Genomic DNA, 19,424 nt, shown 5'->3' with positions numbered 1-19,424 from the left:
TGCGTACCTCTGGATACGCAAAACGCGCACGAGGGTCCACCGGTCGGTGGACGCGAAACCGTCCGCAAGTGTCGAGTATCGATACATGCACTCCACTCGCTTTCTCGAAGGAAACTATGCCCCGGTCACAACCGAGGTGACCGCCACCGACCTCCCCGTCACCGGGCAGATTCCCGACTTCGTCGATGGTCGCTACCTTCGCATCGGGCCCAACCCCATCGAACCGAATCACGCTCGCTATCAGTGGTTCACCGGGGCCGGGATGGTGCACGGAATTCGTATTGCCGACGGCCGCGCGCACTGGTACCGCAACCGCTGGGTGCGCTCGGCCGCGGTCAGTCGATCGCTCCGTGAACGTCCCCGACGCGGACCACGCCTGAGCGGAATGGATTTCGCGTCCAACACCAACATCCTCGAACATGCCGGGCGGACTCTTGCGGTCGCCGAAATGGGAACACGGCCCTATGAACTCACTCATGACCTCGACACTGTGGCTCCATCGGACTTCGACGGAACGCTGCGCGGCGGATACACCGGCCATCCCAAGAAAGATCCATTGACGGGCGAACTTCACGCAGTGTCCTACAACCCCATGTGGGGCAACGCAATTCGGTACACGGTGACCGGTATCGACGGACGGGTACGTACCTCTCGCACGATTCCGATGCCAGCCAACACGATGATGCACGACTTCTCCCTCACCGAGAAGTACATCGTCCTGTACGACCTACCCGTGGTGCTCGACCTGTCCGCTTTGGCTCATTCTCGGTTCGGGCAAAGGGTGGCGTCGATGTTCACGGGGGTCGCGTCGCGGCACGCTCTACCCGACGCCGTCTCTCGCGCCCTCATGCTGGGGTCGGGTCTGGCGCAACCCGACATCGGTGTGCCGTATCGATGGAACGACGGGCACAACGCGCAGGTGGTGGTCATCGAGCGCAACGGACGGGGTATTCGTCGATTCGACGTCGAACCGTGCTTCGTCTACCACACCCTCAATGCGTACGACTGCGAGAACGGAGTCGTCATGGAACTGGCTCGCCACCCGCGTGCTTTCGATGGCGACTCCGACCCTCTGCCCACATCTCCGACTCTCGATCGATGGACCGTCGACTTCCGCACCAGCACAGTTCGATCGGAGCGACTCGACGACCGCTCACAGGACTTCCCTCGCATCGATGAGCGAGCGCAGGGCCGTCGTCACCGGTACGGGTACACGATCGCGTCGACCCAGTCGGCCGATCGCGGGCAGGTACCCACGGCTCTGTTGAAACACGATATGCACACGGGATCGGTCGTGACGCGAGAGTTCGGTGCCGGTACCGAGCCCGGCGAGTTCGTCCACGTTCCGCGGACACCCGACGGCCCCGAGGACGACGCCATCGTCATGGGACCGGTGTACGACGCGAGCACCGACCGTACAGATTTGATGCTTCTCGACGCCGCGACGTTGGATTTCGTCGCAACGATCCACCTACCGGTACGGATCCCGCACGGATTTCACGGCAATTTCGAGCCGTCGTCCGGTTAAGGTGTGCTCATGGCGACGGGACCACGTGCGCAGTGGATCTGGTTTTCCGTCATCGGTGTCGTTGTTGCAATTGCAGTCGTGCTTCTTCTCGATTCGACACTTCCCGGAAATACTTCGGTAGCTCTCGCATCGCTGAGCGCACTCGCCCTGTGGGTGTTGGCCATTGGACTTTCTACAATGAAATCGCCTCTGTATCGCAGAGAGTGAACACTGTTCGCGTGCGGTGTCATCGCGTTCGCGACCGGAGCAATAGTTGCGGCACCCGCCGCCACCGCAGTCTTTCCTGCTGTCTTTCCACTGCTCTTCATGTCGCTCCCCCTGCGATGGGCGGTGGTGTCCTCGATCGCCATCGACATCGTCGGGTTCGGCACGTTGGCGGCGACCGGAAGAATCGAAGCTGGCGACTTACCGTTGGCTGTCGCGGTGGCACTGATCGCGTCTACCGTGGGACCGGTTGTCGGATGGGTGGTGGTAACGGCTGCACGGCGCACGGAGAATCTGGACCGCCTCGTGGTCGAGCTCGCCGAAAGCCGAGCAGAAGCAGCCCTGCTCTCTCACGCGGCGGGCGTCGCGACCGAGCGTGAACGCCTTGCTCGCGACATCCATGACACCCTCGCGCAAGGCTTCATCAGCATCGTCACCGTCGCTCAGGCGCTCGAACCGCATCTGGCATCGGCTGCCCCGCACCTCCAGCATCACCTGGACCTGATCGAAGGGACCGCGCGGGAGAACCTCGACGAGGCCCGCACCATGGTCGTGGAATCGACCCCGCCATCTTTGGCGGTGAACCCTTTGCGCGACGTGCTGCACCAGCTGACCGACAGCTTTTCCGCCACAACTGGTATCCAGGCCAATTTCGGCGCCGTGGGGCGACCTCCGAGAAGTACCGATATTGCCGTCGATGTCGTCCTGCTTCGCTGCGCACAAGAATCCCTCCACAACGTCCGACGCCACTCGGGCGCAACTGCCGTGTCGATTCTTCTCGAGTATCTCGATCACTCGATACGAATGACATTGTCGGACAATGGAATTGGGTTCAAGGACCATCAAGAGGGGCACGGGCTACACGGCATGCGCGCCCGCGTCGGCGACGTCGGCGGCACCTTGACGCTGCCCACCGCCCATGTCGGTGGAGCAACGGTCCACATCGAGATTCCGCTGTGACACCTACCGCTGCGAGACCTACCGGTGCGGTGCTACGGGTACTGCTGGTCGACGATCATCCGGTGGTACGCACCGGCATCCGGGGAATGTTGGAGCCATTCTCGGACCTCGACGTAGTGGGCGAGACCGGTTCGGGAGCCGAGTCCGTCGAACTTGCACAATCGCTGCGACCGCATGTCGTGCTGATGGACCTGAGGCTCCCCGACCTGGACGGGGTGTCCGCCACACGCGAGATACTTGCCGTCGTTGCGACGAAGGTGGTCATCGTGACGACCTACGACACCGACGCCGACATCGTGCGGGCGGTGGCGGCCGGCGCCTCGGGATATCTGTTGAAGGATTGCACCGCATCGGAATTGGCGGCCGCAATCAGGTCCACCGCCGGCGGCGGCACGGTGCTCGCACGGCGCGTCGACCGCCGAACGACAGCCCTGACAGTGCGCGAGATCGAAGTGCTGGGTCGCGTTGCCGCGGGCCTGTCCAACTCGGAGATCGGGCAGGCCCTGTACATCGGAGAGTCGACCGTCAAAACACACCTGCTCCGGATCTTCACCAAACTCGAAGTTTCGGACCGTACTGCTGCGGTGATCACAGCAGTGCGGCTCGGAGTTCTGTAGGGCTTCGCCCTCGTGCGCGTTTTGCGTACCTCTGGATACGCAAAACGCGCACGACGGGGGGTTACTGCGGAGGGAGAATGTGCTCCCCCGTCTTGTCGGTGCTCAGTGACAGCGAACTGATGTACTGCTTCTCCCCGTTGGGCCCCGGCACGTTGGACGCGATCATGTCGGGTCGCTCGAATTCCATGCCGCTGACGTGGCACATCACGAGTTCGTCGGACGGGTTGCCGTGCTCGTCGAACATCGGCAGGTCGATGCCGTCGTCGGTGCGTCGCAGGTAGTACCTGCCCTTGGTCGCCACCGCCAGGATGGGCGGAAGCACCAGTGCGAGAACGAGAGCCACGATGGGCGAATACGGTTTGATCGCAGATCCGAATGCGCCGAAGAACACCAGAATCGACAGGATCGCCGACACCGCCATCGATCCGAAGCCCACCGGGTTGATGTTGTACAGCATGCCGCGTCGGAACTCGGGCACCTTGGGCGACAGCTTGAGGATGTACTTGTTGAAGACGATGTCCGAGGCCACCACGGCAATCCACGCGATACCGCAGTTGGCGTAGAAGCCGAGGATGCTGTTGAGGAAGTCGAACATGTTGGCTTCCATCAGGATCAGCGCGATGGCCAGGTTGAACAGTACGAACACCATGCGGCCCGGATACGTCTTGGTGAGGCGGGTGTACGAGTTGGTCCACGCCAGCGACCCGGAGTAGGCGTTGGTCACGTTGATCTTGATCTGGCTGATGACGACCAGGATCACCGCGAGAGTCATGGCGAGCCAACCGGGCATGAAGTTTTCGTAGATCTCCAGGAACTGGTGCACCGGCTCGTTGGCGATGCTGGATCCGTCGACGACGTTGGCGATCAGGTACACGGCGAGGAAGAGACCAACGACCTGCTTGAGGGCACCGAAGATGACCCAGCCGGGGCCGGCGAGAAGCACTGCCGTCCACCAGCGTCGGGAATTCTCGGGAGTCTTGGGCGGCATGAAACGCAGGTAGTCGATCTGCTCAGCGATCTGCGCGATGAGTGAAAGACACACGCCTGCGGCGAGCATCACCGACCCGACGTTGACGCCCTTGCCGTCGGCCCCGTCCTGACCGCCGTAGGCGAAGAACTCCCCCACCGAGTCGGGATTGCTGATCACCAGGTACACGAACGGCAGCACCATCAGAACGAGCCACAGCGGGGTGGTCCAGACCTGAAGTTTGGCAAGGGCTTTCATGCCATAGATGACCAGCGGGATCACCATGATGGTCGAGACCGCGTACCCGATGGGCAACGGGATGCTCAGCCCCAGTTCGAGTCCCTGCGCCATGATCGAACCTTCGAGCGCGAAGAAGATGAACGTGAACGTCGCGAAGATGACGTTGGTGACGACCGACCCGTAGTAGCCGAAACCGCTTCCACGCGTGATCAAGTCGAGGTCGATGTTGTATCGGGCCGCATAGTAGGCAAGCGGAAGGCCGGTCAGGAAGATGACGACAGCGAACACCAGGATGCCCCACAGTGCGTTGCCGGTTCCGTACGAGATTCCGATATTGGCACCGATCGCGAAATCCGCGAGATACGCGATGCCGCCGAGCGCGGACGTCGCGACAACACCGGTCCCCCACTTACGGTAGCTACGCGGCGCAAAGCGCAGCGTGTAGTCCTCGAGCGTCTCTTTCAGCGCGGTATCTGTCGGCGCTGGCTGTACGGCGGTCATGGATCAACAACGTAGAACCGCCACGTTGCCGACGTGTCTTGAGCCGATGTAGCTGGTGTTACTCAATCCGGCGATTCGGACATACGTCTCGGACACCCATCCACCGGGCGGTGTCAGGCGGCTGTGCGGGCCGCCAGTAGCGAGAAGTTCGACAGTTCGGCGCGCAGCATGTTCATCGCCCGGTGCTGGGCGACCCGCACTGCACCGGCCGTCATTCCCAGAGCTTCGCCCGTCTGCGGTGCCGTCAGGCCCCACACCACTCGCATCAGGATGATCTTGCTGTACTTCGGGGGCAGGGTGTTCATCAGGGCCTGCGCATGGGATCGGAGTTCGTCGCCCAGCGCGACCTGCTCGGGACCGTCCTCACCCGACACTTCCTCGGGCAGCTCGGCCGTCGAGAACGTCTGCCGCAGAGCCGATCGTCGGCCGGCATCGGCCAGTTTGTGAGCAGCGATTCCGTAGACGAATGCCATGAACGGTTTGCCCATGTCGCGGTACTTGGGTATCGCGGTGACCAGAGCGAGGCAGACGTCCTGCACCACGTCGTCGGCCGCGACATCGAGATTGCCGATCCGAGAGGCGCAGTAGCGGCGAATCGGAGGCTGAATCAACACCAGCACGCGTTCGAGTGCGGCGCGGTCACCCGCGACGGCCCGCGGTACGACGTCTTCGAGCGTGTCCATGGAAGTGCTCATGGCCGATCTCCTTCTTGGCAACGCGCGCCCTCACCTGAACGCTCACCAGTACTTCGAGGCAGCCGACCGTTCGGCTTGGTCGGATCGGTTACCACAATCGAGAAGAATGTGACTCAGGTAACACGGCGTGTCGTACGAGCGACGTACCGGACAACATCCACGTCGCGTCACGTGACCCTGACACCGCGGAGCGCACATGAGTACGAGTGAGCAGAACCACCTGGTCGGTCGCCGGAGCACCGTCGCCGCAGGGGACGGAACCACGCTCGCAGTGCGCGAGTTCGGACGGCCCGATGCGGCTCTGACCGTGGTGTTCGTCCATGGACACTGCCTGCGGATGCAGTCGTGGACCGAGCTGCGCACCCACGTCGAGGATGTCTGGGGCGAGAACACGCGAATCGTTCTGTACGACCACCGCGGCCACGGCGAATCCGGTGCCGCAACGCCCGACAGCTGCACCATCGATCAGCTCGGCGAGGACCTGGCCGACGTGATCCGCGCTGTCGTACCGGTCGGGCCGTTCGTTCTGATCGGACACTCGATGGGCGGCATGACGGCGCTCTCCTACGCGCGTCAGTACCCGGATGCCGTCGGCTCGCGCCTCGTCGGGGTCGGGTTGATCGCGACGTCCGCAGGCGGGATCACCGACGACGGGCTCGGTCGCTGCCTCGCGCATCCGGCCGTGTCGGCGTTTCAGGCAGCTGTTCGACGGGCCCCTCGATTGATGTCGGGTGCCAAGAGGCTCAGTCGCGGGGTGTGCGCGCCCATCGTCAGGACGGCGGGATGCGGCTCCCACAAAGTCAGCCCGCGGGTGGTCACTCTGGCGACGGCGATGCTCGGCGACACGTCCATCGTGACGATGGCCGGCTTCCTCGGCGCGTTCCGCGGACTCGACGAGGTGGCCGGTCTGGCCGCGCTGGCCTCGATTCCCACGCTGGTGCTGTGCGGTTCGGACGACCTGATGACGCCGATGCGACACTCGGAAACCCTTGCATCCCACCTGCCCGACGCACGGTTGGTACGTATCGCGCAGGCCGGACACATGGTGATTCTCGAACGAGCACACGAGGTGGCGGACGCCATCGTCGAACTCGTGACGGCAGCTCGGCGAGCTCACGTGGGAGATCTCGCCCTGGCTCGCTAGACCTTTCGACGACTGTGGCCCGCACCGGATATCCGATGCGGGCCACAGCACTGCTGTCGAGGCGGTGTTACTTCTTCACTGCGGGAGGAGCGTTGAGCAGCTGGATGAACTGTCCGGCGTTACCGATGACTGCGCCGAGGCCACCGGCGGAGGTGCCGGCGAGCGATCCGATGGCACCGAGGGCGATTGCGCCGATGACGCAGCCGCCGATGGGGCCTGCTCCGAGAAGAGTCGCGACCGGTGCGGTCACGACGACTCCGGTGATGATTCCGAGGATGCATCCGCCGACGATTCCGGTTGCAGCACCGAGGAATCCACCGACGGAGGCGGTGAGGCTGAGGTTGTCCTTGACGCCTGCGACTGCGGCGGGCAGGTCGACCTGCTGCAGGCCGGGGAGGGAGGTGGAGACCGGGGTTGCCGCGGCAGGCGAGACATCAGCGGTCAGAGTGGCGTGGTTGCCGTCGATGTCGGCAGCGACGGGGTGCGAGAATCCGTCGGCGGCGATGGCGAGCGGTACGGAGTCGACGAGTGCGCCGTTGGCGTCACGGACGACCAGGTGGTTGTCTTCGTTGCTCAGGGTGCCGGCCGTCGTGTCGACGAGGACCTGGTTGCCGGCCTGGGTGACGTTCCACCCGACGGCAGCGGCGGGAGCCGGTGCCGGATCCGCATAGGCGGTGCCCATGGCGGTCGTCATCGCTGCAATGACCAATGCGGACGTTGCCGCGAATCGAGTCAGCTTCATGTTCCTCAGTCTTTCGTCGTGTCCATCTCTCGATACCGAGCAGCGAAAAGCTATGGGCACAACGAGCGTGAAGAGCGAACCGAAGATGAACGAGAGGGGTCGAACCGAACAACGATCGATCGCATCAACGCGAAAGGGACAGAACGACTTTCAGCGACCGATCGGTTCGTAAAGGACGCGCAGGGTTTGCCCCTACTTACCGAAAAGACCAGGCTTGTTGCTGCCTCCGTGGCCCACTCCGAAGTCGTAGGCGGACTCGGCGTGCTCGTGCTCGTCCAGGCCGTCGGCCTCGTGCTGCGCGTCGGCGCGCACGCCCATGACGGCCTTGATTGCGAACGCGATAGCGGTGGTGACGACTGCCGTGTACGCGAACACCGCCACGACGGCGATGGCTTGCACCCAGAGTTGATGCAGACCGCCGCCGTACAACAAACCGTCCTTGCCCGCCGGCATCTGCGCACTGGCGACGAGTCCGATCATCAGCGTTCCGACGACACCGCCGACGAGATGCACACCGACGACGTCGAGTGAATCGTCGTAGCCGAAGCGATATTTGAGGCCGATCGCCAACGCGCACAACGCGCCCGAGACGATGCCGATCGCGGCTGCACCGATCGGTGTGACGGCAGTACACGACGGCGTGATCGCGACGAGTCCGGCCACCACTCCGGACGCCGCGCCGAACGACGTCGCGTGCCCATCCCTCCATTTCTCGACGACGAGCCACGCCGCCATCGACAGCGCGCCCGCGCCCATCGTGTTCACCAGCGCCACTGCGGCGACGCCGTCGGCCGCCAACGACGAGCCCGCGTTAAAACCGAACCAGCCGAACCAGAGCAGTCCGGCTCCGAGCATGACGGCCGGAAGATTGTGCGGACGCATGGGATCTCGCGGCCACCCGCTCCGCTTGCCGACCACGAGGGCCAGCACCAGCCCGGCCACACCCGCGTTGATCTCCACGGCCGTGCCACCGGCGAAGTCGATCGCGCCGAGCCTGTTGGTGATCCACCCGCCGAACTCACTGGTGAGCCCGTCGAGCGAGAAAACCCAGTGCGCCACAGGGAAATACACCAGCGTGGACCACAGGGCCGCGAACAGCACCCACGGCACGAAACGCATCCGGTCTGCGACGGCACCGGAGATCAGCGCGACCGTCACCATGGCAAATCCTGCCTGGAACGCTGCGAACACCAACGCCGGGACGGTTCCCACCAACGGAATCGACACCGTGCCCGCCGCCGAGGTGTACACGCCGCCGAGCAAACCCTCGAAACCGGCGTACTGCAACGGGTTTCCGACCCAGCCGCCGATCACGTTGTCGCCGAACACCATCGAGAACCCGAACACCAACCACAGCAACCACACGACGGCGATGGCCGACAGGCTCATCATCATCATGTTCAGCACGCTCTTCGAGCGCACCATGCCGCCGTAGAAGAAGGCCAGGCCCGGCGTCATCAGCAAGACCAGCGCGGTGCTCGCCAGCAACCAGGCCGTGTCGCCCGCGTCGGGCGCTCCGTTGATCACTTGCCCACAAATTTCGGTGCGCGCTTCTCGGCTCGCGCGCGGCGCGCTTCCTTCATGTCCGCACTGCTCCACGCGGCCTCGAATGCCGCGCGCTGTGCGGGCGTCGGATCGTCGTGCGCGCCGTCGTCGTTGAACACCAGCTTGAGGTGTCGCAGCGCCAGGGGTGCAAGGGCAGTGATCGAGTGCGCCCACTGCACGGCAACATCGCGATCGCCGAGCTTGTTGGCCAGACCGCATGTATACGCCTGATCGGCGTGCACCCGTTCGCCGCCGAGCAGGATCGTGCGCGCCACGCCGCCGCCGGCCAATGCCGCCAGCCGCTTGATCGTCCAGTTGCTCACTGCGATTCCGAGACGCGTGGAGGGAATCTCGAAGAATGCCTCGGGTGCGACCACCCGCAGGTCGCAGGCAATGGCCAGTTGCGTCCCCGCTCCGACGGCAGGCCCGTTGATCGCCGCCACGACGGGAACGGACACTCGCTCGATTGCGTTGAGCATGCCTTCCAGCGTCTCGCCGAACGCGTCGGGAAACGCATCTCCGGTCAGGTCGGCACCGGCGCAGAAGCTGCTGCCCTGCCCGGTGATCACCACGACCCGCGCGCCGTCGGCATCCGCCTGCTCGACTTCGCGTCGTAGCGCGACACAGAGATCCGTGCTCAGCGCATTGCGCTTGTCCGGTCGCTGCAATTCCAGGATGACGACATCGCCGTCACGAGTGTGTCCGATCACGCCGAGCAGGTTACCGGCTGGTAGCGGCGGTCACAGGGCGGGGCCTGATCTACTGATACTCGTGATCGACACTCGGGTTGCTGTCATCGGTGCCGGCCAGGCCGGGCTCTCGGCCGGCTACCACCTCCGGCGGGCCGGACTTGCCGCAGGTGCGGGCTTCGTCATGCTCGACCGCTCCCCCGGACCCGGCGGTGCCTGGCAGTTCCGGTGGCCGTCGCTGACGCTCAGCACCGTCAACGGAGTGCACGATCTGCCCGGGATGCCGTTCGCCGACACGCTGGGAGATGAGCCACCCGAATCCATCGCGGCAGCCGACGCGGTTCCCCGCTACTACCGCGCGTACGAGGAACGGTTCGAACTGAATGTCCGACGCCCCGTCACGGTGACCGTCGTGTGCGACCGCGAACCACTCTTTCGGGTCGAGGCCGGCGACACGGTCGTCATGGCCGAGGGCCTCATCAATGCGACCGGAACGTGGGAGAAGCCGTTCGTTCCGCACTACGACGGAGCCGAGTCCTTCACCGGTAGACAACTGCACACCAAGGACTACCGAACCGCGGACGAGTTCGTCGGCAAACACGTCGTCGTGGTCGGCGGCGGAATCTCGGCCGTGCAGCTACTCGACGAGATCTCGCAGGTCACCACCACAACATGGGTGACGCGTCGACCACCGGTGTTCCGGGACAGCCAATTCGACCACGACGCCGGACGCAAAGCCGTCGCCATGGTCGAGGAGCGGGTGCGAGCGGGCCTGCCACCGGGCTCGGTCGTCTCGGTGACCGGCCTGTTGCTCACCCCGTCGCTGGCTGCCGCACGCGAACGTGGCGCTCTCGAACGCAAGCCGATGTTCTCCTCGATCACCGCCGATTCCGTTGTCTGGGAGGACGGTTCGACCCAGCACGCCGACGTGATCCTGTGGGCCACCGGATTTCGCAGCGCCCTCGATCACCTTGCCCCACTGCGACTGCGCGGGCACGGCGGCGGAATCGTCATGGACGGCAGGCTGACCACCCGGGTCGCCGCGAACCATCGCGTCCACCTGCTGGGGTACGGCCCGTCCGCGAGCACGATCGGGGCGAACCGGGCCGGGCGAGCAGCGGTGACGGAGTTGCTCGAGACTCTGGGTTAACCCAGCTGCTCGACGACGAACTTGGCCAGGGAACCGAGACGCGCACGGCCCGGCATCGACGTCGGAACGCCCAACGCATCCAACGGGGCCGACGTCACCGGCCCCACGCAGACCGCGGCGACGGGGCCTCGAAGTGCGGCGAGGAAGGCGTCGAGCATGCCGTTGTCCTTGGCCGTCGACAGCAGGGAGGCGACGGCGGGAGCGCTCGTGAACGTCACTGCGTCCACTCGATGCTCGATGATCTGTGCCAACAAGTCGATGAGCGGGGCCTGATCGACGGGGCGGATCCAGCGGTACACCGGGATCGGTCGCACATGCGCGCCGAGGTCGCTCAGAGCATCGCTCAGATGAATCGTCGGTTCCCATTCGGTGATGACGCCGTGCAGTTGCACGGCGATGTCGGCACCCGAAACACCCTGGGCAGCAAGATGATCGGCGACTTCCTGCGATGCTTCGGTGGCGGGCGACCATTCATCACGCAGCCCGGCACCCCGGATCGCACCACGCGCTTTGGGGCCACGCGCAATGATTCGCGTGTGCCCGAGCGCTGCCAGGAGGTCGTCGCGCACACCCCATTCGGCCGCCGCGTCGAGCCAGCCACGGAAGCCGATACCGGTGCTGATCACCACGATCTGCGGGGGACGATCGACGATGCCTTCGGTAGCCGACTTCAGCTCCGAGTCGTCGATCAGGGGCAGAACATGAATCGCCGCGGCGTGAACGATGTTCGCGCCGCGGCGTTCGAGCATGGTGGCCAATTCGTCTGCACGCCGCTCGGCGGTGAGGGCAACGGTCTTGCCTGCGAGCGGTTCCGACATGGGTACAGACTAGGCCCCCATGTGCGCGCTGTGCCCGCGGTCGTTCCGCAGGCTCCACTCCGGACTTCGTAGTCCACTACGAAGTTCCACTCACATGGCGGGTCAGCTGCTGAACTTGTCCGGGTCCGGGCCGGTGCGGCCGTCGGCGGTGTCCAGAGCGTTGATCTGCTGAATCTCGTCGTTGCTCAGCTCGAAGCCGAACACGTCGAAGTTGCTCGCGATCCGCTCCGGGGTGACCGACTTGGGGATCACGACGTTGCCGAGCTGGATGTGCCAGCGCAGAATCACCTGCGCCGGGGTGACGCCGTGTGCCTCGGCGATGGGCGCGAAGGCCGGGTCGTCCAGCACGGTGCCGGAGCCGAGCGGGCTCCACGCCTCGGTAGCGATGCCCTTCGAGGTATGGAAAGCGCGCAGTTCTTCCTGGATGAAGCGCGGATGCAGCTCGATCTGGTTGACCGACGGGACCTCACCGACGGCGTCCATCAGCTTCTCGAGCGTGGGGATGGTGAAGTTGGAGACGCCGATCGAACCGATGCGGCCGTCCGACTTCAGCTTCTGGAACGCCTTGAACGTGTCGATGTACTTGTCGCGATCGAGCTGCTGCCAGTGAATCAGGTACAGGTCGAGGTACTCGAGGCCCAGACGATCCATGCTGGCGTCGAAGGCCTTCAGGGTGGAGTCGTAGCCCTGATCGTCGTTCCACAGCTTGGTGGTGACGAACAGTTCGTCGCGCGCGATGCCGGACTCCGCGATGGCCTTGCCGGTGCCGGCCTCGTTCCCGTACACCTTGGCGGTATCGATGCTGCGGTATCCGACCTTCAACGCCTCGGAGACTGCGGCCTGGGCACCGTCGTCGGGAACCTGCCACACACCGAACCCGAGCTGGGGAATCGACGTGCCGTCGTTGAGCACGATGGTCGGGACAGTACTGGTCTCGGCTGAATACGTCATACGAATGCCAACGGACGGCGCTGTGAATCTGTTCCCGGTCCCGGGGATACTGGTCCGGTGACTGCCACGCTCCGCATCGACGATCTGGCCGCCTTTCACGGCGATCGAACCCTGTTCTCCGGCCTCGATCTGACGGTGACCGAGGGTGATGTGATCGGGTTGATCGGTGCGAACGGTGCCGGTAAATCGACGCTGTTGACGCTGCTGGCGGGCGTGGGAACGGCCGATCACGAGGGTGAGATCTACACCAGCCCGCCCGACGCGACCGTCGGTTATCTGGCGCAGGAGCCCGAGCGCATCGCCGGGGAGACGGTGTTGGATTTCCTCGGCCGGCGGACCGGGGTCACTTCGGCCGAAGCTTCCATGAACGCAGCCGCCGAGGCGTTGGGTGGCAGCGACTCCGGTCACTCCGCAGGCTCCGCTCCTGCCGACGAGGACCTCTACACCCCTGCGCTCGAGAAGTGGCTGGCGCTCGGCGGTGCCGATCTGGCGGAGCGGACGGCGAAGGTACTCGCGGATCTGGGCCTCGATGTCGACGGCGGCGCATTCATGACGGATCTATCGGGTGGGCAAGCCGCCCGAGCCGGGCTCGCCGCGATTCTGCTCGCGCGTTACGACATTCTTCTGCTCGACGAGCCCACCAACGACCTGGACCTCGCAGGCCTCGAGCAACTCGAACAATTCGTCGTCGCGACACGGGCGGCCATCGTCGTCGTCAGTCACGATCGCGAGTTTCTGGCGCGGACGGTGACCGGTGTCGTCGAGCTCGATCGAGCGCAGCGTCACATCGATGTGTACGACGGCAGCTACCAGTCCTATCTCGCGGAACGAGAAATTGCGCGCCAGCATGCACGGGAGAAGTACGACGAGTTCGCAGACACCAAGTCCGCGTTGGAGTCTCGCGCGCAGATGCAACGAAACTGGATGGAATCGGGCGTCCGCAATGCGCGACGCAAGGCCACCGACAACGACAAGATCGCCCGCAAGACCCGCGCCGAGTCGACCGAAAAGCAAGCCGCGAAAGCCCGTCAGACGCAACGCCGCATCGAGCGACTCGAGGTGGTCGAGGAACCCCGTAAGGAATGGGAACTGCGGATGGAGATCGCGGCGGCTCCTCGCAGCGGGACCGTTGTCGCGGTGTTGGGCGGAGCCGTCGTACGCCGATCGGAGTTCACCTTCGGTCCGGTGACGACGCAGATCGACTGGGGCGATCGCATCCTGATCACCGGACCCAACGGCTCCGGCAAGACGACGTTGCTCTCGGTACTGCTGGGCCGGTTGACGCCGGACGAGGGAACGGCCTCACTGGGTTCGGGTGTGGCGATCGGCGAAATCGACCAGGCACGAGCCTATTTCGTCGGCGACGGAACAGTGTCCGACGCCTTGAGTGCAGCAGTTCCCGAGTGGCCCGACGCCGAGGTCCGCACACTGTTGGCCAAGTTCGGGCTGCGCGGCGACGATGCACTGCGGCCGGCGTCCTCGCTCTCGCCCGGTGAGCGAACCCGAGCGGCACTCGCTTTGCTGCAGGCCCGTGGCGTGAACCTGTTGGTGTTGGACGAGCCGACCAACCACCTCGACCTGCCTGCCATCGAACAACTCGAACGCGCGATGGAGAACTTCGAGGGCACGCTGTTGCTGGTGACCCACGACCGCAGAATGCTCGACACCGTTCGCAGCACTCGTCATTGGACGATGGCCGACGGGCAGTTGTCGGAGCTGTAGGTCGCAGTGAAATCGGGTGCAGCTGACCGCGGTGAGCGCGGTCAGCTGCACCCGATTTTCGTCATCTGAAAAGGATTTCGTTCACCTCGGCGGCGGGACGCATCGGCAACGTGTGATGTGTGGCTCCGTCGAGTATCACGGTCCGCGCTGCAGGCAGGACGGTTCGGACCGCAGATTCGATCCGAGCGGCATTGTGCACCTTGCCATTCCCTGCCAGCACCACGGTTGTCGCTACACCGAAGTTCGCGAACGCAGCAGGTTTCGGCCGTTTCGGAACAATGGTTTTTGTGGTCGGAGCATGCGCGACTCCCAGAGCAAGTACGTCGAGCCAATCCGGATCCAACTGCGCGTCATCGGTTTCCCATCGGACGAAAGCTCGCTGCCGTTTCTCGTTGGAAGCGAGCAATATCGGCAGGGCATGCAGCAGATACCGCGGACTCATGGAGCCGAAGCTAGCATTGGGATCCAGGAGCGTGAGTGCATCGACGCGGCTCTCGTTGCGCAAGGCGTACGCCAGGGCAATCATCGCGCCGTAGGAATGGCCGCACAGTGCCACAGCTCGAAGGCCCAGTTCATCCAGCACCGCTGTCACCCAGTTCAGCAGCTCGACCACGGAGTCGATGGACTGCTCACCGGGAACACTGCGCCCGACATCGCCCATGAGGTCGACCGCGTACACCCGATATCGCTGCGAGAGTGCCTCGACGTTGGCGAACCAGACGGTCGACGTCGCACCCGCGCCCGGCAGCAACACCAATGCCGGGCCGTCGACGGGTCCGCAGGCGTTGATTCGCGTGGTGCCGTGCACCGTGTTCACGTCGATTGCTTGGGTATCCGCCGGCCACTTCTGCAGCACCCGGTCGTAGGCGGTGAAGAATCCGTCGAGCGTCACTGGTAACCCTATTCTCTCGATGATCGAGATAGTAGACAATAGAGAGACATCTCGTCCAGCATCTCTCGAGGGATCAGCACATGACCGAACCTGTCGCCGCCGTGCATCAGCTGCGAGCGCTCACCGTCGAGCTCGATCTCCTCGGCGCAGACTTCGCTCAGAAGCACTCACTTCACCCGACAGACATCCGCGCGCTGATCTGCCTACTGGATGCGGACCGAGCCGGAACGCGTGCCACACCCGGCTGGCTCGGCGGACAGCTGGGCCTGGAATCCGCGTCGATCACTGCCCTGATCGATCGAATGAGCAAGCGAGACTTGGTGTCACGCGAAGCAGACCCATCCGATCGCCGGCGAGTATTGCTGCGCGTGACCGCGCATGCGTCGGAACTCGGGACGACATTCTTCGGCCCCGTCATCGGCCGAGCAGTCGACGAGCTGGCGCGTTTCACACCCGAGCAGCGGGCAACGATCGACCAGTTTCTGATGACGATGCGTGCCATCGTTGCCTCCACTCGGGAGCAGCAGACCCCGTAGACAAATCAGCCATTTTGTTCGCACTGGTTGACACATCGTTGGGTTTATACAACACTTCATTGTCATGAGCCCCGTCAAGCGCGGTACCGCGCTCCCGATCTTCAACAGGGTGGGTGTTCTGCGGGCAGAACGAAAGATGAGCCGCGCGCAACTGGCCGAACTCGTCGAAGTCAACCCCCAGACCGTGGGCGCCCTCGAACGAGGCGACCACTACCCGAGCTTGGACCTCGCGATGCGCATCTGCGACGTCTTCGATCTGCCGATCGAAGCAGTGTTCTCACGCACCGAACTCGGACCACTCTCGGCCGAACTCTTCCGAAAGGAAAAGGATCGATGAACACTGGTCCCAGCATCTTCAGCAGATATCAGGAAGCCCGGACGAGAGTATTCCTGGAGAACGAAAAGACCTATGCGAATTGGCTACCGGGACTGCGACCCCAGAAACGACGCCGAGCCTTCGTTGCGTTCCTTCTGGTACTGCTCGCGGCATCTGCGGGATTCGCACTCTCGGAACCGGTGTTCGACTGGGCGATCGGATCCTGGGGGATCTGCTACATCGTGTTCACGTTCGCGGCAATCGTCCTCGGCATCGTGTCGAATCGGCGCGCCGAAGCCCCCGTGGATGCGCTCGACGAGCTCGAAGTCCAGCTCCGCAACGAAGCCCGATCCATCGGCCTGACGGTTACTCAAGCGTTGGGCACCGCTGCCGCGGCGTACCTGTTCCTCGGATCAATTTTCGGGGCAACGAATTTCGGGATCTCCGGCGGCGCACTGATGCTGACCGCATTGAGCGCTGGAGGGGCCACCCCCGCAATGCTTCTCGCGTGGACTACTCCGGACTACGACCCAGAGGACGGCTGAGACCATGACCCCGCAACCCGACATCCTCACCCGCTATCAGGCCTATCGCACCCGGCGATTCCTCGAGAACGACGCCAACACGAGACACTGGCTTCCGAAATGGCGCACGCAACATCGACGCCGCATTCTCGCCATCGCAGTGATGGCTGCCGACATGACGTTCCTCGTCATAAGCATCTCGACGCTGTTCTTCTCGTGGGCCGCAATCGCCTGGATTCCCGCCGCACTCATCTTCATACCGATCTGGACCGCTCTACAAACGGTCTCCGGCCGCCACAGCGATGCACCCGTCGGAGCACTGGACGAATGGGAAGTACAGCAGCGCAACGAAGCTCGATCCATCGGCCTCACCGTCACGCAGGGGTTGGTCATGGCTGCGGCCTTCGCGCTGATCGTCCTGTCCACGACCTTTCCGGACCTCCCCCGTCTCGCCTACGCCGGCGGCGGATGGACTCTCGCAGCCTTGATGATCGGAATATCGACCCCGGCAATCATTCTCGCGTGGATAACCCCTGACCCCGAACCAGAAGACACCGAAGAGTTCGAACAGCAGTAACGACCGAAAGGGCACCATGAGCACCCTCACGATCGACTCCGTCTCCAAGAGATACGGCGACAAGATCGCCCTCGACAACCTGAGTTTCGACGTCCGGCCGGGCGAACTGTTCGGCTTCGTCGGCAGCAACGGCGCGGGCAAGACCACCACGATGCGCATCGCGCTGGGCGTGCTGTCGGCAGATTTCGGCCAGGTTCTGTTGGGCGGCAAGCCCGTCGACCTCGACGTCCGCCGGACTATCGGCTACATGCCCGAGGAGCGAGGCCTGTATCCGAAGATGAAGGTCGGCCCGCAACTGGCGTACATGGCCGAGCTGCACGGCCTCTCGTCGAAGGATGCCAAAGCCGCAGTGATTCGCTGGACCGAACGCCTCGGCATCGACGAGCGCGTCAACGACACCGTCGACGCATTGAGCCTGGGCAATCAGCAGCGTGTACAGCTGGCAGCAGCGCTGGTGCACGACCCCGCGGTTCTCGTGCTGGACGAACCGTTCTCCGGCCTCGACCCCATCGCCGTCGATGTCATGAGCGAGGTACTGCGCGAAAAGGCCGCTGCCGGAGTGCCGGTGGTGTTCTCGAGCCACCAACTCGATCTGGTGCAACGCCTGTGCGACCGCGTCGGCATCATCGCCGCCGGCTCGATGAAAGCCGTCGGTACCGTCGACGAACTACGCGGATCAGGAGATTCGCACCTGCACGTCCACGCACCGAACGCTGCGCCCGGATGGGCGTCGGGCATCGCCGGAGTGAGCACACTCGGGCACAGCGACGGCGTCACCGTTCTCGGGCTGGCACCGGGAGCCGATGATCAAGAAGTCCTGCGGGCCGCTCTCGCGACCGGACCGGTCCACGAATTCTCCATCCAGAAACCTTCCCTGAGCGACCTGTTCCGAGAGGCGGTAGTGGCATGAGCTCACAACTGAATTCCTTCAGCGCGGTCTCACTGATCGCCAAGCGCGAGTTCACCGTTCAGGTGATGAAGAAGAGCTTCGTCATCAGCAACGTGATCATCCTGGCCGTCATCGTCGGCGGCATCATCGCGTTCTCGATCTTCTCCGGCAGCGGCGACGAGGAACGCGACGTGATCGGCGTCGCCGGAGATCAGTCGATCGCGGCTGTATTGGAGGCGACCGGCGACGCCGTCGGAAGTCCCGTCGAAGTCCGTGACGTTGCCGACGCGGCGGCCGCGCGCAGTGGCGTCGAATCCGGGGATCTCGACGTGGCGTTGGTTCCGGACGGCAACGCAGGCGCATACACCGCCGTCACCGAGTCCGATCTGACCGGCACGTTGCGCGCCGTCGTCGAGGGCAGTGTCGCGACGCAAGCCACGAATGCTGCACTGGCGCAACAGGGTGTCGATCAGAACGAGCTTGCCGCAAGAACGGGCGCCGCAACGGTCACCGTCGACGCAATCGATCCGCCCGACCCCGAGGCCGGTCAGCGGACCGCCCTGGCTCTGTCCGCCGTGTTCCTGCTGTACGCACAGATCATCGGTTTCGGCATGTACGTCGCGATGGGCGTTGTCGAGGAGAAGTCCTCACGCGTCGTCGAACTACTGCTGTCCACCGTCCGCCCGCTGCAATTGCTCTGGGGCAAGATCCTCGGCATCGGTGCGGTCGGCATCCTGCAGCTCGCCCTGTACGGAATAGCCGGCGTCGGTGCAGGATTGGGCACAGGGGTTCTCACCGTCACCGGTGCCGCGGTGAGTGTCTTCGCGGCCACACTCGCGTGGTTCATTCTCGGCTTCGCGTTCTTCGCAGTGCTCTATGCAGCGGGCGGATCCATGGTCTCGCGGCAGGAGGACGTGAACTCGACGACCATGCCACTGCTGATCCTGATCATGGCCATGTTCTTCGCGGCCTTCTATTCCGTCAGCGATCCGGAGAGCACTCTCGCCAACACGCTGAGCTGGGTTCCTCCGTTCTCCGCGATCATGATGCCGCTGCGGATTGCGGCCGGCGTGACCTCGCCGGTGCAGATCGTCGGCTCGGCGGTCCTGATGATCGTCACCACCGCGATTCTGGCCATGGGCGCGGCGAAGATCTACCAGCGCTCCATTCTCCGGATCGGCAAGACCGTCTCGTGGAAGGAAGCTTTCGCTCGATAG

General features: G+C 64.1%; 20 protein-coding genes. 12 read left to right on the top strand and 8 right to left on the bottom strand.

Annotated elements, in window-relative coordinates; translation table 11 throughout:
- Positions 1-85 precede the first annotated feature (85 nt).
- The 3 genes from K414_RS0110785 to K414_RS0110775 all read left to right on the top strand — a co-directional run bounded on the left by K414_RS0110785 (position 86) and on the right by K414_RS0110775 (position 3,309).
- Entirely contained in the window at positions 86-1,528 is a 1,443-nt protein-coding gene (locus tag K414_RS0110785; RefSeq protein WP_027495959.1) for a carotenoid oxygenase family protein, read from the top strand.
- Positions 1,529-1,834: 306 nt separating this feature from the next.
- Complete coding sequence (locus K414_RS26640) at positions 1,835-2,692, top strand: histidine kinase (protein WP_051365050.1); 858 nt, start codon at positions 1,835-1,837, stop codon at positions 2,690-2,692.
- Positions 2,693-2,721: 29 nt separating this feature from the next.
- Positions 2,722-3,309, top strand: a complete 588-nt coding sequence (locus tag K414_RS0110775) for a response regulator transcription factor (RefSeq protein ID WP_027495958.1) — start codon at positions 2,722-2,724, stop codon at positions 3,307-3,309.
- Positions 3,310-3,370: 61 nt separating this feature from the next.
- Here K414_RS0110775 and K414_RS0110770 read toward each other — a convergent pair whose 3' ends face one another.
- Complete coding sequence (locus K414_RS0110770; RefSeq protein WP_027495957.1) at positions 3,371-5,017, bottom strand: membrane protein; 1,647 nt, start codon at positions 5,015-5,017, stop codon at positions 3,371-3,373.
- A gap of 113 nt (positions 5,018-5,130) precedes the next feature.
- Positions 5,131-5,712 (bottom strand): RNA polymerase sigma factor ShbA, encoded by a 582-nt coding sequence (gene shbA / locus K414_RS0110765; RefSeq protein ID WP_027495956.1) that lies wholly within the window; start codon positions 5,710-5,712, stop codon positions 5,131-5,133.
- A gap of 196 nt (positions 5,713-5,908) precedes the next feature.
- Here shbA and K414_RS0110760 point away from each other — a divergent pair, with 196 nt between their 5' ends.
- Positions 5,909-6,856, top strand: a complete 948-nt coding sequence (locus tag K414_RS0110760) for an alpha/beta hydrolase (RefSeq protein WP_027495955.1) — start codon at positions 5,909-5,911, stop codon at positions 6,854-6,856.
- 67 nt (positions 6,857-6,923) lie between these two features.
- On the opposite strand, the gene K414_RS0110755 is transcribed toward K414_RS0110760, so the two are convergent.
- The 3 genes from K414_RS0110755 to K414_RS0110740 all read right to left on the bottom strand — a co-directional run bounded on the left by K414_RS0110755 (position 6,924) and on the right by K414_RS0110740 (position 9,853).
- A complete protein-coding gene (locus K414_RS0110755) occupies positions 6,924-7,598 on the bottom strand; it encodes a hypothetical protein (RefSeq protein ID WP_027495954.1) in 675 nt (224 codons plus the stop codon).
- A 192-nt stretch (positions 7,599-7,790) separates the two neighbouring features.
- Positions 7,791-9,125: an ammonium transporter gene (locus tag K414_RS0110745; RefSeq protein ID WP_027495953.1), complete on the bottom strand. Its 1,335-nt coding sequence runs from the start codon at positions 9,123-9,125 to the stop codon at positions 7,791-7,793.
- Positions 9,122-9,853 (bottom strand): enoyl-CoA hydratase, encoded by a 732-nt coding sequence (locus tag K414_RS0110740; protein WP_027495952.1) that lies wholly within the window; start codon positions 9,851-9,853, stop codon positions 9,122-9,124. Before K414_RS0110740 ends, K414_RS0110745 begins: the two co-directional genes overlap by 4 nt.
- Before the next feature lie 55 nt (positions 9,854-9,908).
- On the opposite strand from K414_RS0110740, the gene K414_RS0110735 reads away from it, so the two are divergent.
- A complete protein-coding gene (locus K414_RS0110735) occupies positions 9,909-10,982 on the top strand; it encodes an NAD(P)-binding domain-containing protein (RefSeq protein WP_027495951.1) in 1,074 nt (357 codons plus the stop codon).
- On the opposite strand, the gene K414_RS0110730 is transcribed toward K414_RS0110735, so the two are convergent.
- Positions 10,979-11,800, bottom strand: coding sequence for a uroporphyrinogen-III synthase (locus K414_RS0110730; RefSeq protein WP_027495950.1), 822 nt, complete (start codon positions 11,798-11,800; stop codon positions 10,979-10,981). The genes K414_RS0110735 and K414_RS0110730 overlap by 4 nt on opposite strands.
- Before the next feature lie 102 nt (positions 11,801-11,902).
- Positions 11,903-12,751 carry an aldo/keto reductase gene (locus tag K414_RS0110725; RefSeq protein WP_037220022.1) on the bottom strand — a complete coding sequence of 283 codons (849 nt, stop codon included), beginning with the start codon at positions 12,749-12,751 and terminating at the stop codon, positions 11,903-11,905.
- Positions 12,752-12,808: 57 nt separating this feature from the next.
- Here K414_RS0110725 and K414_RS0110720 point away from each other — a divergent pair, with 57 nt between their 5' ends.
- Complete coding sequence (locus K414_RS0110720) at positions 12,809-14,473, top strand: ABC-F family ATP-binding cassette domain-containing protein (RefSeq protein ID WP_027495948.1); 1,665 nt, start codon at positions 12,809-12,811, stop codon at positions 14,471-14,473.
- A gap of 61 nt (positions 14,474-14,534) precedes the next feature.
- Here the strand turns inward: K414_RS0110720 and K414_RS0110715 are convergent, their stop codons facing one another.
- Positions 14,535-15,365, bottom strand: a complete 831-nt coding sequence (locus K414_RS0110715; protein ID WP_051365049.1) for an alpha/beta fold hydrolase — start codon at positions 15,363-15,365, stop codon at positions 14,535-14,537.
- Between the two features lie 80 nt (positions 15,366-15,445).
- On the opposite strand from K414_RS0110715, the gene K414_RS0110710 reads away from it, so the two are divergent.
- The 6 genes from K414_RS0110710 (at position 15,446) to K414_RS0110685 (ending at position 19,424) form a co-directional block, all read left to right on the top strand.
- The gene (locus K414_RS0110710; RefSeq protein WP_027495946.1) at positions 15,446-15,901 is read left to right on the top strand and encodes a MarR family winged helix-turn-helix transcriptional regulator; all 456 of its coding nucleotides are present in this window, start codon (positions 15,446-15,448) and stop codon (positions 15,899-15,901) included.
- A 64-nt stretch (positions 15,902-15,965) separates the two neighbouring features.
- Complete coding sequence (locus tag K414_RS0110705; protein ID WP_027495945.1) at positions 15,966-16,238, top strand: helix-turn-helix transcriptional regulator; 273 nt, start codon at positions 15,966-15,968, stop codon at positions 16,236-16,238.
- A complete protein-coding gene (locus K414_RS0110700) occupies positions 16,235-16,762 on the top strand; it encodes a hypothetical protein (protein ID WP_027495944.1) in 528 nt (175 codons plus the stop codon). The genes K414_RS0110705 and K414_RS0110700 overlap by 4 nt, the downstream gene beginning before the upstream one ends.
- Positions 16,763-16,766: 4 nt before the next feature.
- The gene (locus tag K414_RS0110695; RefSeq protein ID WP_027495943.1) at positions 16,767-17,318 is read left to right on the top strand and encodes a hypothetical protein; all 552 of its coding nucleotides are present in this window, start codon (positions 16,767-16,769) and stop codon (positions 17,316-17,318) included.
- Positions 17,319-17,334: 16 nt separating this feature from the next.
- Positions 17,335-18,228, top strand: coding sequence for an ATP-binding cassette domain-containing protein (locus tag K414_RS0110690; protein ID WP_027495942.1), 894 nt, complete (start codon positions 17,335-17,337; stop codon positions 18,226-18,228).
- Positions 18,225-19,424, top strand: a complete 1,200-nt coding sequence (locus tag K414_RS0110685; RefSeq protein ID WP_027495941.1) for an ABC transporter permease — start codon at positions 18,225-18,227, stop codon at positions 19,422-19,424. Before K414_RS0110690 ends, K414_RS0110685 begins: the two co-directional genes overlap by 4 nt.

The organism is Rhodococcus sp. JG-3 (assembly GCF_000482405.1).
GTDB classification, from domain to species: Bacteria; Actinomycetota; Actinomycetes; order Mycobacteriales; family Mycobacteriaceae; genus Rhodococcoides; species Rhodococcoides fascians.
This window is presented reverse-complemented; position numbering and strand designations above follow the sequence as displayed.

What these genes read in the sequence shown, in the direction of transcription:
- K414_RS0110785 (WP_027495959.1), top strand. Translation starts at nt 86, where the DNA reads ATGCACTCCACTCGCTTTCTCGAAGGAAACTATGCCCCGGTCACAACC.
- K414_RS26640 (WP_051365050.1), top strand. Translation starts at nt 1,835, where the DNA reads ATGTCGCTCCCCCTGCGATGGGCGGTGGTGTCCTCGATCGCCATCGAC.
- K414_RS0110770 (WP_027495957.1), bottom strand. Translation starts at nt 5,017, where the DNA reads ATGACCGCCGTACAGCCAGCGCCGACAGATACCGCGCTGAAAGAGACG.
- shbA (WP_027495956.1), bottom strand. Translation starts at nt 5,712, where the DNA reads ATGAGCACTTCCATGGACACGCTCGAAGACGTCGTACCGCGGGCCGTC.
- K414_RS0110760 (WP_027495955.1), top strand. Translation starts at nt 5,909, where the DNA reads ATGAGTACGAGTGAGCAGAACCACCTGGTCGGTCGCCGGAGCACCGTC.
- K414_RS0110755 (WP_027495954.1), bottom strand. Translation starts at nt 7,598, where the DNA reads ATGAAGCTGACTCGATTCGCGGCAACGTCCGCATTGGTCATTGCAGCG.
- K414_RS0110730 (WP_027495950.1), bottom strand. Translation starts at nt 11,800, where the DNA reads ATGTCGGAACCGCTCGCAGGCAAGACCGTTGCCCTCACCGCCGAGCGG.
- K414_RS0110725 (WP_037220022.1), bottom strand. Translation starts at nt 12,751, where the DNA reads ATGACGTATTCAGCCGAGACCAGTACTGTCCCGACCATCGTGCTCAAC.
- K414_RS0110710 (WP_027495946.1), top strand. Translation starts at nt 15,446, where the DNA reads ATGACCGAACCTGTCGCCGCCGTGCATCAGCTGCGAGCGCTCACCGTC.
- K414_RS0110705 (WP_027495945.1), top strand. Translation starts at nt 15,966, where the DNA reads ATGAGCCCCGTCAAGCGCGGTACCGCGCTCCCGATCTTCAACAGGGTG.
- K414_RS0110700 (WP_027495944.1), top strand. Translation starts at nt 16,235, where the DNA reads ATGAACACTGGTCCCAGCATCTTCAGCAGATATCAGGAAGCCCGGACG.
- K414_RS0110695 (WP_027495943.1), top strand. Translation starts at nt 16,767, where the DNA reads ATGACCCCGCAACCCGACATCCTCACCCGCTATCAGGCCTATCGCACC.
- K414_RS0110690 (WP_027495942.1), top strand. Translation starts at nt 17,335, where the DNA reads ATGAGCACCCTCACGATCGACTCCGTCTCCAAGAGATACGGCGACAAG.
- K414_RS0110685 (WP_027495941.1), top strand. Translation starts at nt 18,225, where the DNA reads ATGAGCTCACAACTGAATTCCTTCAGCGCGGTCTCACTGATCGCCAAG.